Origin of the sequence: Neisseria gonorrhoeae (assembly GCF_003315235.1) — a bacterium.
In the GTDB taxonomy this organism is placed as follows: Bacteria; Pseudomonadota; Gammaproteobacteria; order Burkholderiales; family Neisseriaceae; genus Neisseria; species Neisseria gonorrhoeae.
Genome location: NZ_QNRU01000005.1, coordinates 1 through 16388 on the forward strand (window position 1 = coordinate 1; position 16388 = coordinate 16388).

Consider the following 16388-nt stretch of genomic DNA (forward strand, 5'->3'; position numbering starts at 1 on the left):
CACCGTGTAATCTGTATCTTGCCACCCATTTGCGTACCAATGAATCGGAAATGGAAAAATATAGTGAATTAACAAAAATCAGGACAAGGCGGCGGACCGCAGGCAGTACAAATGGTACGGAACCGGTTCGCCCGGTGCTTCATTACCTTAGGGAATCGTTCCCTTTGGGCCGGGGCGGGGCAACGCCGTACCGGTTTTTGTTAATTCACTATATATAGAAGGTATATATCCTAGTAGGCGTAATGGCAGCTATTACAAAATGTCTGCATCAGGTTCACGAAACGCAAGTCGAAAGCGTCAAACAACTGATTGCCCGTTTTGACCGGCTGATTGACGAATCGGACAAACAAATCGACAACCACACCCGCACGCATTTTGACGGCAAAGCCCAAGTGGCGGAGCAAATCAAAGGCATCGGTTCGATAACGACGGCTACGCTGATGGCGATGCTGCCCGAATTGGGGCGGCTGTCGCACAAACGGATAGCGGGTTTGGTCGGCATTGCCCCGCACCCGAGGGAGAGCGGGGAAACCAAATTCAAAAGCCGCTGCTTCGGCGGAAGGTCTGCGGTGCGTAAGGCGCTGTATATGGCTGCCGCGGCAGCGACACGTTTTGAACCGCTTATTCGGGATTTCCACCAACGCCTGCTGTATAGCGAATTAACAAAAACCGGTACGGCGTTGCCCCGCCCCGGCCCAAAGGGAACGATTCCCTAAGGTGATGGAGCACCGGGCGGATCGGTTCCGTACCATTTGTACCGTCTGCGGCCCGCCGCCTTGTCCTGATTTTTGTTAATCCGCTATGGTTTAAAGCTTTGTTTCTTAAGTCCGCAGAGTATGCCATGGTTAAACCTTCAACGTCGAGTGTTGTACTATTTTGTTTTTAATCCACTATATTCTGACTGCCTCAAAGGGCAAAAATAATGTGAGTATGTTGAGGCTGCCTCTTTTTGAAATGACAAACAAAATGCCGTCTGAAACCCGATTTCCGGTTTCAGACGGCATTTGATGTTCAATCAGTTGTCAAACCTGATTATGCCAAACCTTTTGCTTTCAACACTTCCAGCATCGTCGTGCCCAACTCGGCAGGGCTGCGGGTGTAGGCGATACCGGCTTTTTCAAACGCGGCGAATTTTTCTTCGGCAGTACCTTTACCGCCGGAGATAATCGCACCGGCGTGGCCCATGCGTTTGCCTTTAGGAGCGGTAACACCGGCGATGTAACCGACAACAGGTTTGGTTACGTTGGATTGGATGTATTCGGCTGCTTCTTCTTCCGCAGTACCACCGATTTCACCAATCATGATGATGGCATCGGTATCTGGGTCTTCTTGGAAGAGTTTCAGTGCGTCGATTTGGTTCATACCAGGAATCGGGTCGCCGCCGATACCGATACAGGTTGATTGACCCAAGCCCAGGTTGGTGGTTTGTGCCACGGCTTCGTAAGTCAATGTACCGGAACGGGAAATAATACCGATGCGGCCCGGAGTGTGGATGTGGCCCGGCATAATGCCGATTTTGCACTCGCCCGGAGTAATCACGCCCGGGCAGTTAGGGCCGACCAAGCGGGTACCGTTGCCGTTGGTTTCCAAGTAACGTTTGGCTTTGAGCATGTCCAGAGTTGGAACGCCTTCGGTAATCACAACGACCAAGCCTACGCCTGAATCAACGGCTTCAACGATAGAATCCAACACAAACGGAGCGGGAACGTAAATCACGGATGCGTCAGCGCCGGTTTCTTTAACGGCTTCTTTCATGGTGTTGAATACAGGCAGGTCTAGGTGGGTTTGACCGCCTTTGCCTGGGGTAACGCCGCCGACAACTTTAGTGCCGTAAGCCAGAGCTTGTTCGGAGTGGAAAGTACCGTTTTTACCGGTGAAACCTTGAACCAATACTTTAGTGTCTTTATTAATCAATACGCTCATTCTTTTCTCCTTAGGCGTTTACGGCTGCAACAATTTTTTCGGCTGCGTCATTCAGACCGTCTGCAGAAGTCAGTTTCAGACCTGATTCGTTCAGGATTTTCGCGCCGAGTTCGGCGTTGTTGCCTTCCAAACGAACAACGACAGGAACGTTGACGTTGATTTCTTTAACGGCTGCCACGATGGCTTCCGCAATCATGTCGCAACGTACGATACCGCCGAAGATGTTGATCAATACGCCTTTAACGGATTTGTCTTCCAAAATCAGTTTGAACGCTTCAACCACGCGGTCTTTGGTTGCGCCGCCGCCAACGTCCAAGAAGTTGGCAGGTTGGCCGCCTTTGAGTTTGATGATGTCCATGGTGGCCATCGCCAAACCGGCACCGTTAACCATACAGCCGATTTTGCCTTCCAGGGCAACATAGTTCAGGTCGAATTCAGAAGCTTTCAGTTCACGTTCGTTTTCTTGAGATTTGTCGCGCAATTCAGCGATTTTTGGCAGGCGGTAGAGCGCGTTGCTGTCGATGCCGATTTTGCCGTCCACGCAAGCCAGTGCGCCGTTTTCGCGAACTGCCAGCGGGTTGACTTCAAACAGGGCGAAGTCGTTTTCGACAAACGCTTTGTACGCGCCGGTCATCAGTTTGGCGAACTCGTTGATTTGTTTGTCTTTCAAGCCCAGTTGGAAGGCAACTTCGCGAGCTTGGCAAGGTTGCAGGCCGACCAGCGGATCAACGGTTACTTTGAAGATTTTTTCTGGAGTTTCAGCAGCAACTTTTTCGATTTCCACGCCGCCTTCGGTAGAAGCCATGAATGTAACGCGGCGGGTAGAACGGTCAACCACTGCGCCCAAGTACAGCTCGGTTTGAACAGGGTACATGTCTTCGCAAACCAAAACGCTGTTGACAGGTTGGCCGTTGGCATCGGTTTGGTAAGTTACCAAGTTGGTGCCAATCAGGCTTTCAGCCACTTCTTTGGCTTTTTCGCGGCTGTTAACGACTTTTACGCCGCCCGCTTTACCGCGGCCGCCGGCGTGTACCTGTGCTTTGACAACAGCGAATTTGCCGCCCAATTTGTCGTAAGCTGCAGCGGCTTCTTCGCCGTTGTGCGCCAAAATACCGCCTTGTACGGGCAAACCGTAGCTAGCCAGCAGTTCTTTAGCCTGATACTCGTGTAAATTCATGGATTTCTCCTTAAGGTGAGTGGGTTTTAGGAATCGCCCTGCGGCCAATCCCATATTTTCAGACGGTCCTACTATTTACTGAAGGGCAACCACATCCGCGCCAGCAGATACATGACTGCACCGCCTCCCCCGAGAATAAAAAAGACGATGCCTTTTTTACGCGAATTCGGACAGAGCAGATAAACGGCAAGGCTGAAACTGATAAACAACAATGCCACGCGCCAAACCAATTCTTTATCTTTGAAACGGTTGAGCGTATAAGTTTCGGTCATCATCACATACATCTGCCACAATGCGGCCATACACATGCTGATGATGCCCATCGGTATAAAGAAAATACCGACTATTTCTTTGTTCATAATGAATGTAAATGCTGTTTGTCTGACGGAATTATAAATCAGAAAACGAAGCTCTCGGAACATTCAATTTGCCGGAGGCCTTAAGGCCGTCTGAAAATTTCAGACGGCCTTAATGTCTATCAACCGTGCAAAGCGCGTTTGTCGGCCGCCAATGCAGCTTCGTGAACCACTTCGGACAAGGTTGGGTGGGCATGGATAATACGGGCGATATCTTCGCTGCTGGCGAAGAATTCGAGCGCAGTCACGCCTTCGGTAACCAATTCGCTGACAACCGGGCCGATCATGTGTACGCCCAAGATACGGTCGGTTTTGGCATCTGCCAACACTTTAACCGTACCTTTGGCTTTGCCCATTGCCAATGCACGGCCGTTTGCACCGAAACCTGAAGTACCTTTTTTGTACTCCACGCCTTCGGCTTTGAGCTGCTCTTCGGTTTTACCCACCCAAGCGATTTCAGGGTCGGTGTAAATCACAAACGGTACGTTGTTGAAGTCGATATGCGGTTTTTGACCGGCAATGCGCTCGGCAACGGCAACGCCTTCGTCGCTGGCTTTGTGTGCCAACATCGGGCCGCGAACCACGTCGCCGATTGCCCATACGTTAGGCAGGTTGGTACGGCATTCGCCATCCACTTTGATAAAGCCGCGCTCGTCTTTTTCCAAGCCTACGGCTTCCGCGTTCAGGCCTTTGGTGTTTGGAATACGGCCGATGGCAACGATCAGTTTGTCGAATACTTCGGTTTTGGCTTCGCCGGCAGCAGTTTCGTAAGCAACGGAAACACCTTTGCCTTCAGACTTGATGTCGCCGATTTTCACACCCAATTCGATGCTCAGACCTTGCTCTTTGGTGAAGTATTTGAAGGCTTCTTTGGCGATTTGTTGGTCGGCGGCAGCCAGGAAGGTCGGCGCGGCTTCAAGAATGGTAACTTCCGCACCCACGCGGTTCCATACGGAACCCATTTCCAAACCAATCACACCGGAACCGATTACGCCGAGTTTGGCAGGTACTTCGGTCAGGTTCAATGCGCCTTCGTTGTCCAATACGTTCACGTTGTCGATAGCGACTTGCGGCAACGGACGCGGTACGGAACCGGTTGCTACGATGACGTGTTTGGCTTCGATAACGGTTTTCTCGCCTTTGTTATCGACTTCAATTTGGTAAGCATCGCCATTTTTACCGGCAAAGGAAGCAGTACCGAACAGGCTGGTTACTTTGTTTTTTTGGAACAGGAATTTCACGCCGCCGGTCAGTTTGGTCACGATGGCATCTTTGCGCTCAATCATTTTGGCCGCGTCAAATTTTACGTCGCCGACAGTGATACCGTGTTCGGCAAAATCGTGTTGCGCAGCGTGGAAATGTTCGCTGGATTGCAACAGGGCTTTAGAAGGGATACAGCCTACGTTCAAGCAAGTACCGCCCAATGCAGGGGCATTGCCTGCTTTGTTAACGCCTGCATCGACACAGGCAGTTTTGAAACCCAGTTGTGCGGCACGGATGGCGGCAACGTATCCGCCCGGACCTGCACCAATCACTACTACATCATATTGAGACATCGTGTCATCCTTTGCTTTTAGCAGTATCTCAAAATAAAAACGATACTTTTCGTTTCTTTTTTTATTTTGAATGACTGCGTTTTGATGGTTTTAAGAAAAAGCCGTCTGAAAGTCCATATCTGCCGATTCATTCGAATCAAATGTTTCAGACGGCCTCAATCGTTCGTTGAGCCTATTGTAGCACGATACTACATTACGCTACATCTAAATAAAAATTCAGACGGCCTTTTCATTAACAAATAAAAAGCCGTCTGAAACGATTACAGATCCAACAACAGGCGGACCGGGTCTTCCAACGCGTCTTTAATGGCTACCAAGGTCAATACAGCTTCGCGGCCGTCAATGATACGGTGGTCGTAAGACAGAGCCAGATACATCATTGGACGGACAACAACTTGGCCGTTTTCAACCACAGCGCGCTCTTTAGTGGCGTGCATACCCAAAATCGCAGATTGAGGCGGGTTGATGATCGGGGTGGACATCATAGAACCGAAAGTACCGCCGTTGGTAATACTGAATGTACCGCCGGTCAGGTCTTCGATAGCGATTTTGCCGTCTTTGGCTTTTTTCGCGTAATCAACAATTGCTTGTTCGATGTCGGCAATGCTCATTTGGTCGGCATCGCGCAGGATTGGTACAACCAAACCGCGTGGGCTGCCAATTGCGATACCGATGTCGAAGTAGCCGTGGTACACAATGTCTTTGCCGTCAACAGAAGCATTCACAATCGGGTATTTTTTCAGGGCGGCAACAGCGGCTTTAACGAAGAAGGACATAAAGCCCAGTTTTACGCCGTGTTCTTTCTCGAATTTTTCTTTGTACTTCGCACGCAAGTCCATGATCGGTTTCATGTTGACTTCGTTGAATGTAGTCAGAATGGCGTTTTCTTGTTGAGAAGCCAAGAGGCGTTCTGCAACACGGGCACGCAGGCGGCTCATTGGTACGCGTTCTTCAGGACGTGCGCCGGCAGGAAGTGCAACGGCAGGGGCAGGTTTGGCAGCGGCATTTTGTACGTCTTCTTTCAATACGCGACCGTCACGGCCGGAACCTTGCAATACGTTCACGTCAACACTGGTCTCGGCAGCCAGTTTTGCAGCGGCAGGCATAGCGGCGTTGTTTTGTGCAGCAGCAGGAACGGCAGCCGGGGCAGCTTCGGCAGGAGCGGCTGCAGGTGCTTCAGCAGCGACAGTAGCAGCTGTATCGATACGGGCCAAAACTTGGTCGGCAACAACGGTTTCACCGTCTTGCGCTACGATTTCAACCAATACGCCGGCTTGTGGAGAAGGTACTTCCAAAACCACTTTGTCCGTTTCGATATCGATCAGGATTTCGTCACGGGCAACTGCTTCGCCAACTTTTTTCTTCCATTCCAAGAGTGTGCCTTCAGATACGCTTTCAGACAGCATAGGTACTTTTACATCAATAATCATTTTGTGTCTCCAATGGCCCTTTCAGACGGCCTGTTGTGTGTTTTTAATTCTGCATATGGGCATTCCGCCTGAGCAGACTCAGACGGAATGCTACTTGGTTTATAACGCCAAAGCGTCTTCAACCAATTGTTTCAATTGAGCAATGTGTTTGCTTGAGTAGCCCACTGCAGGCGATGCGCTGCTTGGACGGCCGGCATAAGACAGTTTTTGCTCTTCGCTGATAACGTCTTCGATGCGGTGGCGGATTTGGTAGAACGCGCCTTGGTTTTTCGGCTCTTCTTGCGCCCAAACCACAGATTTTGCGTTCGGATATTTCGCCAGTTCGGCTTTAACCTCGTCGTATGGGAACGGATACAGCTGCTCAACGCGGACGATAGCGACATCATCTTCCAGTTTACGTTCGGCTCGACCGGCTTCCAAGTCATAGTAAACCTGACCGGCACACAATACCACGCGTTTCACGCTGTCGTTGCTTGCGCGTTCGGCGGTATCACCAATAACCGGACGGAAAGTCGAACCTTCGGTGAAGTTTTCCAGCGGGCTCATTGCACCTTTGAAGCGCAACAGGCGTTTGGACATGAAAATCACCAGCGGTTTGCGGTATGAACCCAAGACTTGGCGTTGCAAGAGATGGAACATTTGCGACGCTTCAGACGGCATGATGACTTGCATATTGTTCTCAGAACACAGTTGCAACCAACGTTCTACGCGTGCAGAAGAGTGTTCAGGGCCTTGACCGTCGTAGCCGTGCGGCAGGATGGTGGTCAGACCGCACAAGCGACCCCACTTGGTTTCGCCTGAAGACAGGAATTGATCAATAGTTACTTGCGCGCCGTTGGCGAAGTCACCGAATTGAGCTTCCCAAATGGTCAGCTTGTCAGGAGCGGAGCAGGCAAAGCCGTACTCGAACGCCATCACGGCTTCTTCGTTCAAGATAGAGTCGATAACCAGGAACTCGCCCAAGCCTTCGCCCATGTTGCGAAGAGGAACATAAGTACCGTCGTCCCATTTTTCGCGTTTTTGATCGTGCAGAACGGCATGACGGTGTGAGAATGTACCGCGGCCGGAGTCCTCACCGGAGATACGCACGCCATGACCTTTGGTCAGCAGGCTTGCGTATGCGAGGGTTTCGGCCATACCCCAGTCGATGGCTTGTTTGCCGGATGCCATGGCTTTACGCGCTTCGATCACACGTTTTGCAGTCGGATGCAGGGCAAAGCCTTCCGGTACAGCGGTGAATTTCTCAGTAAGACGCTCAATGTCGGCGGCAGGCAAACCGGTTTCGATTTTTTCGCGCCAATCTTTACCTTGGTATTTGCTCCAGTCGATTTGTGTGCGTTGGAAGTTGCTCAACGTTGTTTGCTCAACATGTTCGCCTTTGTCCAAAGCATCACGGTAGGCTTGGATGTAACCGTCGGCCTCAACTTGAGTTACCACGCCTTCGGCAATCAGTTGCTCGGTGTACAAAGCACGCGCACCCGGATGTTGCGATACTTTTTTGTACATCATCGGTTGGGTCAAAGTCGGATCATCGCCCTCGTTGTGACCCCATTTACGGTAGCAGACAACGTCGATTACGATGTCTTTATGGAATTTTTTGCGGTAATCCAAAGCGGCTTGAATGGCAAAGCAAACGCGTTCGGGATCATCGCCGTTCACATGGATAACCGGAGCGGAAACCATTTTTGCGATATCGGTACAGTGTACGGTTGAACGGGTATCGCGGATATCGGAAGTGGTAAAGCCGATTTGGTTGTTGATGACGATATGGACCGTACCGCCTGTGGTATAACCGCGCGTTTTAGACAGGTTGAATGTTGCTTGGTTGACACCCAAACCGATAAATGCGGAATCGCCGTGAATCAATACCGGCAAGACTTTATCGCGGCCGTTTTCGCCCAAACGTTTTTGTTTGGCGCGTGCAGAACCTTCCACTACCGGATTGACGATTTCCAAGTGTGACGGGTTGAACGCCAAAGAAACGTGCATCGGGCCGTGAGGGGTGGCAATATCGGAGCTGAAGCCCATATGGTATTTCACGTCGCCACTAGGCAGTTTGATTTCGGCACGGCCTTCAAATTCGGCAAACAAATCGCCGGGTTTTTTGCCCAAAATGTTCACCAAAACATTCAGACGGCCACGGTGCGCCATACCGATGATGACTTCTTCCACGCCGTCCTTACCGGCGTTTTGAATCAGGTAGTTCAAACCGGCAATCGCGCTTTCGCCGCCTTCGACACCGAAACGTTTCTGACCGACATATTTGGTATGCAGATAACGTTCCAAAGTCTCGGCAGCGGTCATCTCTTTCAAGATACGGCGTTTTTGATCGGCATTGTAATGCGGTGTGGACAATACGCTTTCAAAATAGTTGCGTACCCAACGGCGCTCTTCGGTATTGGGAATATAGATATATTCCAATGCGATGTGGCCGCAGTAGGTTTGTTTGAGGTTGCTGATGATTTGGGACAAGGGCAGTTTGCCGCGATTGGCAAAATCACCCTCGCCCATATTGAATCGAAGCGCCATATCGGCATCTGACAGACCGTGGAATTTCGGATCGAGGGCTTCAATATCGCGCGGAGGGATACGTTTGAGCGGATCAAGTTGGGCCGCACCCACGCCTTGGATACGATAGGCAGAAATCAGCCGTAAAACGCTGACTTGCTTTTTCAGCATTGCCTCATCCGCACCGCCCGCAACGGCAGATGCAATTTTCTTTTTCGCCAAAGTAACAAATGATTCGCGAATCGGTGTGTGTGCGACATCGACAGCAACCGTCCCCGGCTGTTTGCTCAAATCGGTGAAATACTGCTTCCATTTTTCATCAACCGCATCGGGGTTTTCCAAAAAAGCCTCGTACAATTCCTCAATGTAGGGTGCGTTCGAACCGAACAGATAAGAGAAATTGAGTTTTTCGTCCATCATGGCGTGCGCTCTTTTCTTTAAAATATAAACAAAGGGTAGAAGTCCGCGTCCTGACGGCTGAACTGATGCCGTCTGAAAAGACATTTTATTCTACCCTATTTTAAACCGGATTGCTTGTCTTGATTTCATCCGACTACAATCAGACGGATTCAGGAAACAATCCGGTTCTCTGATATTGCCTGTTTGACAATATATTAATGTATGTTACCTCTCGCCTGCCGGCACATAATCGCGGCGTTCCGAACCGGTATAAAGCTGGCGCGGGCGGCCGATTTTCAGCGAAGGATCGCTAATCATCTCGTGCCAGTGCGAAATCCAGCCCACGCTGCGCGACAGGGCGAAGATGACGGTAAACATTTCGGTCGGGATGCCCAGCGCGGACAGGACGATGCCGGAATAGAAATCGACATTGGGATACAGTTTGCGTTCGATAAAGAACGGGTCTTTCAGCGCAATCTGTTCCAATTCCATCGCCAGTTTGAATTTCGGACTGTCTTCCAAGCCCAATTCCTTCAAAACTTCATAGCAGGTTTCGCGCATAATGCTGGCACGCGGATCCATATTGCGGTATACCCGGTGTCCGAAGCCCATCAGGCGGTATTTGCGCTGTTTCACGCCTTCCATGTATGCGGCAACATTGGACACATCGCCGATTTCATCCAGCATTTTCAACACGGCTTCGTTCGCACCGCCGTGCGAAGCACCCCACAGGCAGGCGATACCGGCAGCAATACAGGCAAACGGGTTCGCACCCGAAGAGCCTGCCAGACGGACGGTTGAAGTTGAGGCGTTTTGCTCGTGGTCGGCATGCAAAATAAAGATGCGGTCGAGTGCGCGTGCCAAAACGGGATTAGGTTTGTAGTCTTCACACGGTGTGGCAAACATCATATGAAGGAAGTTTTCGGAATAAGAAAGATTATTCTTCGGATAATTGAACGGCAGACCGTTTGAATAGCGGTAACACATTGCCGCAATGGTCGGGATTTTGGAAATAAGGCGGTAAATCGCGATTTTGCGGTGTTCGGGATTAGTAATGTCCAAGCTGTCTTGGTAGAACGCAGACAGCGCGCCGACCACGCCGACCATCATCGCCATCGGATGCGCGTCGCGGCGGAAACCCCGGAAGAACCAAGTCAGCTGTTCATGCACCATCGTGTGGCGGCGGACTGTATTGTCAAATTCTGCCTTTTGCTCGGGAGTCGGCAGTTCGCCGTAAATCAACAGGTAGCAGACTTCCAAATAATCGGACTTTTCGGCCAGCTGCTCGATGGGGTATCCGCGATAATAAAGCAAGCCTTGATCGCCGTCGATGTAAGTAATTTTAGACTCACAGCTTGCGGTTGAAACAAATCCGGGGTCGAAGGCAAACAAACCTGTATTTTTTGTCAGCCCCCGAATGTCAACCACATCATGCCCGATGCTGGCTTCCAATACCGGCAGCTCCAAACCTGCCCGACCCGGTACGTTGAGTTTGATTGATTTGGACATATTATCGCTCCTTTGCAAGTTATAACCCACGTTACTGCATCCGCAGCACGTTCTTTGCTTTCAGACGGCCTTTGCATTTTGAAATCTGCCCTCAGACAAATTTCAGATGCCTCATGCCCGTCTGATTTTTTCAAGCATCGGGATAAGGTGCCCTTTGTCCGTTTCCGAATGCCCGTGAATCAAGGCAAGCAATTCTTGATCTTGAAATTCAAGGATTTCGGAAAACTCGGACAGCTCTTTATCGCTCAAATGCTCGAATTCTTTTTCCATAAACCTGCCGAAGATTAAATCTAGTTCCAACAATCCCCGGCGGGTTTGAAAACGGATTTTCCGTTTGGCAATGTCGTCAAAAACCATCATTTCTTAAACAACCCGTTTCAACATAATCTCTTTAATCTTACCGATGGCCCGGGTCGGATTCAAGTGTTTGGGGCATACGTCTACGCAGTTCATAATGGTGTGGCAGCGGAACAAACGGTACGGATCGTTCAAATTATCCAAACGCTCATTAGTGATGGTATCTCGGCTGTCCGCAATGAAGCGGTAGGCGTTCAGCAAGCCGGACGGACCGACGAATTTGTCGGGATTCCACCAGAATGACGGACAGGCGGTCGAACAGCAGGCGCACAAAATACATTCGTACAAACCATCCAACTCTTTGCGCTCTTCCTGAGTTTGCAGACGCTCTTTGTCCGCATCAATCGGATTGTCGTTAACAACATAAGGTTTGACGGAATGGTATTGTTTGAAGAACTGGGTCATATCCACAATCAGGTCGCGGATGACGGGCAGACCGGGCAGCGGGCGGATTTTGACAGGCTGTTTCAAGCTGCGTAAATCGGTCAGACACGCCAAGCCGTTTTTGCCGTTGATGTTCATACCGTCCGATCCGCAAATCCCTTCGCGGCAGGAGCGGCGGAAAGACAAGGTATCGTCTTGTGCTTTCAGGCGTACCAAAGCGTCCAAAAGTTTCACGTCGGTCGGTTCCAATTCCAACTCGTAACGCTGCATATAAGGCTTGGCATCAACGTCCGGGTTGTAACGGTAAATTTCAAAACTCATTTTTTCCATGAGAAGTGTTCCTTTTCTCATCAACTGCCCAATGATTTTGTATTATAAATTCAAGCAGTTCAATGTGGGTATGGTTAGGTTTCAGACGACCTTTGAGGCGAAGACCGTCTGAAAACGCATCAATAAACGCGTTTGGCCGGTTTGATGTATTCCACGCTCAAAGGCTTGGTGTGTACCGGTTTGTAAGACAAGGTATTGGTGTCCGAATGATACAGGGTGTGTTTCATCCAATTTTCGTCATCGCGCTCAGGATGGTCGTCTGAAGCGTGCGCACCGCGTGATTCTTTACGTGCTTCGGCAGACACCAAAGTCGCTTTCGCCACTTCAATCAGGTTATCCAATTCCAAAGCTTCGATACGCGCGGTATTCCACACTTTGCTCTTGTCTTTGATTTCGGTACGTTTCACACGCTCGGCAATCGCCATGATTTCTTGAACGCCTTTGCTCAGAATCTCATCGGTACGGAACACGCCGGCGTGCAGTTGTACGGAGCGTTGCAGTTCGCGACGCAATGCATCAACGTTTTCACCATCGGTTTGACTGTCCAAACGCTCGATACGTTGGCGGGTCAACTCACCGGCATTAGCAGGCAGAGGTTTCCAATCGCTTTGCTCTTTGATGAATTTAATCATGCTGTCACCGGCAGCTTTGCCGAACACCACCAAGTCCAGCAGGGAGTTCGTACCCAAACGGTTCGCACCGTGTACGGAAGCACAGGCGCACTCACCTGCGGCATACAGGCCTTTTACAGGTACTTCGTACTCGTCGCCTTGCGGAACAACAACTTCACCGTGATAATTGGTCGGAATGCCGCCCATCATATAGTGGGTAGTCGGCACAACCGGAATCGGGTCTTTAATCGGATCGATACCGGCAAACTGAATGGAAATCTCGCGGATGCCCGGCAGTTTTTCCATAATTTTTTCTGCACCGATATGGTCGATTTTCAGTAAGACGTGGTCTTTGTTTTTACCACAGCCGCGACCTTCATAGATTTCCATCGCCATCGCGCGTGAAACCACGTCGCGAGAAGCCAAGTCTTTTACGGTCGGCGCATAGCGTTCCATAAAGCGTTCGCCGTCGGCGTTCAACAGAATACCGCCCTCGCCGCGTACGCCTTCGGTAATCAACACGCCCGCACCCGCCACGCCGGTCGGGTGGAATTGCCAGAATTCCATATCTTCCAACGGAATGCCCGCACGGGCGCAAATGCCCAAACCGTCACCGGTATTCATATAAGCATTGGTAGAAGAAGCATAAATACGACCGCCGCCACCGGTAGCAAACATCACGGCCTTGGCGTGGAAAATATAAACTTCGCCCGTTTCCATTTCCATGGCGGTTACGCCGACGACATCGCCGTTTTCATCACGAATCAAATCTTGCGCCGTCCATTCCACAAAGAATTGTGTATTGGCACGGACGTTTTGTTGGTACAAAGTATGCAACATCGCATGACCGGTACGGTCGGCAACCGCACATGCACGTTCTACCGCACGTTTACCATGTTCGGCAGTATGTCCGCCGAAAGGACGCTGATAAATTTTGCCGCTTTCAACGCGGTCAAAAGGCATACCCATGTGTTCCAACTCAATCACCGCTTCAGGCGCAGCGCGACACATAAACTCAATCGCATCTTGGTCGCCCAGCCAGTCGGAACCTTTCACGGTATCGTACATGTGCCAGTCCCAACGGTCCTCCTGCACATTACCCAGAGAGGCGGAAATACCGCCCTGCGCCGCTACGGTATGCGAGCGGGTCGGGAACACTTTAGACAAAACGGCACAATTCAAACCGGATTTGGATAATTGGAGGGCTGCACGTAAACCTGCACCGCCACCGCCGACAATCACGGCATCAAACTTGCGAACAGGAAAACCCATACTTACCCCCAAATCACTTTAACTGAATACACGAGGCAGCCGACCAGCCAGACAATGGTGGCAACCTGCAAAAACAAACGCACGCCGAAGGGTTTGATATAGTCCATCCACAAATCGCGGATACCCACCCAAGCGTGCAAGAATACGGCGATAAAGCTCACTTGGGTAAATACTTTTACCCAAGCTTGACTAAAAAATGCCTGCCATGCCGGATATTCTTTAGGCAGGGCAAATAGAACCACTAAAAGTGCAACGGTATAAATCAACATAATAACCGCAGTCGCACGCTGCATTACCCAATCGCGCAAACCGTAATGGGCACCGGTCAATTTACGTTCTACCATAACAACGCTCCCAAAACGACAGTCAAAACCAATGCAGAAGCAAATACGGCTTTAGCGGTATTGCGCGCAGTATTCAGCTCAAGGCCTTTGTGCGCATCCAAAAATAAAAAGCGGATACCGGCGAGAGAATGGTGCAGATAAGCCCACAATATACCGATTAAAACCAGCTTGACCAAAGGATGGGAAACAATGGCACGGTAAGTTTCAAATGCAGACTCTTGACTCAGGGTACCGGACAGAAAATACAGCAGGAAAGGCAGCATAATAAACAGCCCGACCCCGCTAATGCGGTGAAGGATGGAAACTATCCCGGGTATCGGCAGACGGATGTTCGGCAAATCCAGATAAACAGGACGCAGTTTGACAGACATAGTCAATTCCTCTGTAGTTATATATCGACTCAAAAACCGTAAACCCATTGCTACACTGGGTTACATCAACGTTAATTTACCTGTTTTATCCCATTTTGAACAGTGTATTTTAAAAACAAACTGATAGATTTTGACAAACACGCGTGGAAACAGCAGATTAAAAGAAAGATTTTTAGTTTTGCCGCTCCCTTCCCGACACGGTATCAGCATCCGACCCCCAACCCCATCCCCAAAAATAAAATGCCGTCTGAAAAAAATTTCAGGCGGCATTGTTTTGCCATATCGGTCAGGCTTTCAATTTCGCATCGGCATCGCGCAACGCGGTACGCAGACCTTCCTCGATAACAGGATGGTAGAACGGCATATCCAGCATTTGCGGAACGGTCATCTTCATTTGATGCGCCCATGCCAACAAGTGAGCCAAATGTTCGGCGGCAGGGCCTACGATTTCCGCGCCGATAAAGCGGCCGGTGGCTTTTTCGGCATACAGGCGCATATGGCCTTTGTTTACCAGCATCACGCGGCTGCGACCTTGATTTTTGAACGATACTTCGCCGATGACAAATTCGTCGGCTTGGTATTGCGCGGCAACCTGCGCGTATTTCAAACCGACAAAGCCGATTTGCGGACTGGTAAACACCACGCCAATGGTGCTGCGGCGCAAACCGCTGCCGATATTCGGGTAGCGGCCCGCGTTATCGCCGGCAATCTTACCTTGGTCGGCGGCTTCATGCAGCAGGGGCAGTTGGTTGGACGCGTCGCCCGCAATAAAGATATGCGGAATGCTGGTCTGCATGGTCAGCGGATCGGCAACGGGTACGCCGCGCGCGTCTTTGTCGATATTGATGTTTTCCAAACCGATATTGTCAACGTTCGGACGGCGACCTACGGCTGCCAACATATATTCGGCAACAAATACGCCTTTTTCGCCATCCTGCTCCCAATGGACTTCTACATTGCCGTCTGCGTCGAGTTTGACCTCGGTTTTAGCATCCAGATGCAGTTTCAATTCTTCTCCGAACACGGCTTTCGCCTCGTCTGAAACAACGGGGTCGGAAATGCCGCCGATGATTCCGCCCAAACCGAAAATTTCAACTTTCACACCCAAACGGTGCAATGCCTGACCCAGTTCCAAACCGATAACGCCCGGCCCGAACACGGCAACGCGCTTAGGCAGCGTATCCCACGAGAAAACGTCGTCGTTGATAATCAAACGGTCGCCCAAAGACTGCCACTGCGGCAGGATGACGGGACGCGAACCGGTAGCAATCACGAAACTTTTTGCCGCAATTTGGATATGGTCGTCGATTTGGACGGTATGCTCGTCGATGAATTTAGCCGAGCCCATGATGCGCTTGTCGGCAGGCCATTCTTCCACATCGGTAACGACAAAGCCGACAAAACGGTCGCGCTCGGATTTGACGCGCCGCATAACCTCTTCTCCGTTGACGACGATGCTGTCTTTGTCCAAATGCACGCCGAAGGGGTCGGTATGCAATGCGTGGTGACGCGCTTCTGCGGCGGCAATCAAGAGTTTGGAAGGCATACAGCCCACGCGCGCGCAGGTTGTGCCGAACACATTGTTTTCAATCAGGTAAACATTATCCGAATGTAAACGGGCATTGCGAAACGCACCCATACCGGCAGTACCGCCGCCGATTACGACGATATCCGCTTGAATTTTTTTCATAATCTTTGTCCTTCCGTTTTCGTCTGAAACATTGCCGACACAGAACATATCGGTTTCAGACAGCATTTAAATATCTTCCCAATCAAAAACATTATTCAGATAAATAAAAACAAAATTTCGATTGAGTGCGACAATATCCAAATCTTCTTGTAAATATAGAGTTATTCGGAG

General features: G+C 50.4%; 13 protein-coding genes and 1 pseudogene. 1 reads left to right on the forward strand and 13 read right to left on the reverse strand.

Features of this window, described 5'->3' with window-relative positions; genetic code table 11:
- Positions 1 to 263: 263 nt before the first annotated feature.
- Positions 264 to 650, forward strand: a pseudogene (locus tag DFR77_RS03670) (transposase); the annotation flags it as partial.
- Between the two features lie 382 nt (positions 651 to 1032).
- On the opposite strand, the gene sucD reads toward DFR77_RS03670, so the two are convergent.
- The 13 genes from sucD to DFR77_RS03745 form a co-directional block, all read right to left on the reverse strand.
- Positions 1033 to 1923, reverse strand: coding sequence for a succinate--CoA ligase subunit alpha (gene sucD / locus DFR77_RS03675; RefSeq protein ID WP_003693285.1), 891 nt, complete (start codon positions 1921 to 1923; stop codon positions 1033 to 1035).
- A 10-nt stretch (positions 1924 to 1933) separates the two neighbouring features.
- Positions 1934 to 3100 (reverse strand): ADP-forming succinate--CoA ligase subunit beta, encoded by a 1167-nt coding sequence (sucC, locus tag DFR77_RS03680; RefSeq protein WP_003693287.1) that lies wholly within the window; start codon positions 3098 to 3100, stop codon positions 1934 to 1936.
- 71 nt (positions 3101 to 3171) lie between these two features.
- Positions 3172 to 3459: a hypothetical protein gene (locus DFR77_RS03685; protein WP_003688407.1), complete on the reverse strand. Its 288-nt coding sequence runs from the start codon at positions 3457 to 3459 to the stop codon at positions 3172 to 3174.
- Between the two features lie 119 nt (positions 3460 to 3578).
- On the reverse strand, positions 3579 to 5012 hold the full coding sequence (gene lpdA / locus DFR77_RS03690) for a dihydrolipoyl dehydrogenase (protein WP_002217382.1): 1434 nt from the start codon (positions 5010 to 5012) through the stop codon (positions 3579 to 3581).
- A 260-nt stretch (positions 5013 to 5272) separates the two neighbouring features.
- Positions 5273 to 6442, reverse strand: a complete 1170-nt coding sequence (gene odhB, locus DFR77_RS03695; protein WP_003693290.1) for a 2-oxoglutarate dehydrogenase complex dihydrolipoyllysine-residue succinyltransferase — start codon at positions 6440 to 6442, stop codon at positions 5273 to 5275.
- A 99-nt stretch (positions 6443 to 6541) separates the two neighbouring features.
- A complete protein-coding gene (locus DFR77_RS03700; RefSeq protein WP_003691080.1) occupies positions 6542 to 9370 on the reverse strand; it encodes a 2-oxoglutarate dehydrogenase E1 component in 2829 nt (942 codons plus the stop codon).
- Positions 9371 to 9574: 204 nt separating this feature from the next.
- Positions 9575 to 10858: a citrate synthase gene (gltA, locus tag DFR77_RS03705; protein ID WP_003688402.1), complete on the reverse strand. Its 1284-nt coding sequence runs from the start codon at positions 10856 to 10858 to the stop codon at positions 9575 to 9577.
- Between the two features lie 111 nt (positions 10859 to 10969).
- Complete coding sequence (locus tag DFR77_RS03715) at positions 10970 to 11218, reverse strand: FAD assembly factor SdhE (RefSeq protein ID WP_003688400.1); 249 nt, start codon at positions 11216 to 11218, stop codon at positions 10970 to 10972.
- A 3-nt stretch (positions 11219 to 11221) separates the two neighbouring features.
- Positions 11222 to 11929 (reverse strand): succinate dehydrogenase iron-sulfur subunit, encoded by a 708-nt coding sequence (locus DFR77_RS03720; RefSeq protein WP_003688398.1) that lies wholly within the window; start codon positions 11927 to 11929, stop codon positions 11222 to 11224.
- A gap of 119 nt (positions 11930 to 12048) precedes the next feature.
- Positions 12049 to 13812 (reverse strand): succinate dehydrogenase flavoprotein subunit, encoded by a 1764-nt coding sequence (sdhA, locus tag DFR77_RS03725; RefSeq protein ID WP_003688397.1) that lies wholly within the window; start codon positions 13810 to 13812, stop codon positions 12049 to 12051.
- A 2-nt stretch (positions 13813 to 13814) separates the two neighbouring features.
- Positions 13815 to 14156 (reverse strand): succinate dehydrogenase, hydrophobic membrane anchor protein, encoded by a 342-nt coding sequence (gene sdhD, locus DFR77_RS03730; protein WP_003688395.1) that lies wholly within the window; start codon positions 14154 to 14156, stop codon positions 13815 to 13817.
- The gene (sdhC, locus tag DFR77_RS03735; RefSeq protein ID WP_003688393.1) at positions 14150 to 14527 is read right to left on the reverse strand and encodes a succinate dehydrogenase, cytochrome b556 subunit; all 378 of its coding nucleotides are present in this window, start codon (positions 14525 to 14527) and stop codon (positions 14150 to 14152) included. The genes sdhD and sdhC overlap by 7 nt, the downstream gene beginning before the upstream one ends.
- 286 nt (positions 14528 to 14813) lie before the next feature.
- The gene (locus DFR77_RS03745) at positions 14814 to 16217 is read right to left on the reverse strand and encodes a dihydrolipoyl dehydrogenase (protein ID WP_003688389.1); all 1404 of its coding nucleotides are present in this window, start codon (positions 16215 to 16217) and stop codon (positions 14814 to 14816) included.
- Positions 16218 to 16388: the final 171 nt, after the last annotated feature.

Coding starts and splice junctions, on each gene's coding strand:
- sucD (WP_003693285.1), bottom strand. CDS start 1,923: ATGAGCGTATTGATTAATAAAGACACTAAAGTATTGGTTCAAGGTTTC.
- sucC (WP_003693287.1), bottom strand. CDS start 3,100: ATGAATTTACACGAGTATCAGGCTAAAGAACTGCTGGCTAGCTACGGT.
- DFR77_RS03685 (WP_003688407.1), bottom strand. CDS start 3,459: ATGAACAAAGAAATAGTCGGTATTTTCTTTATACCGATGGGCATCATC.
- lpdA (WP_002217382.1), bottom strand. CDS start 5,012: ATGTCTCAATATGATGTAGTAGTGATTGGTGCAGGTCCGGGCGGATAC.
- odhB (WP_003693290.1), bottom strand. CDS start 6,442: ATGATTATTGATGTAAAAGTACCTATGCTGTCTGAAAGCGTATCTGAA.
- DFR77_RS03700 (WP_003691080.1), bottom strand. CDS start 9,370: ATGATGGACGAAAAACTCAATTTCTCTTATCTGTTCGGTTCGAACGCA.
- gltA (WP_003688402.1), bottom strand. CDS start 10,858: ATGTCCAAATCAATCAAACTCAACGTACCGGGTCGGGCAGGTTTGGAG.
- DFR77_RS03715 (WP_003688400.1), bottom strand. CDS start 11,218: ATGATGGTTTTTGACGACATTGCCAAACGGAAAATCCGTTTTCAAACC.
- DFR77_RS03720 (WP_003688398.1), bottom strand. CDS start 11,929: ATGGAAAAAATGAGTTTTGAAATTTACCGTTACAACCCGGACGTTGAT.
- sdhA (WP_003688397.1), bottom strand. CDS start 13,812: ATGGGTTTTCCTGTTCGCAAGTTTGATGCCGTGATTGTCGGCGGTGGC.
- sdhD (WP_003688395.1), bottom strand. CDS start 14,156: ATGGTAGAACGTAAATTGACCGGTGCCCATTACGGTTTGCGCGATTGG.
- sdhC (WP_003688393.1), bottom strand. CDS start 14,527: ATGTCTGTCAAACTGCGTCCTGTTTATCTGGATTTGCCGAACATCCGT.
- DFR77_RS03745 (WP_003688389.1), bottom strand. CDS start 16,217: ATGAAAAAAATTCAAGCGGATATCGTCGTAATCGGCGGCGGTACTGCC.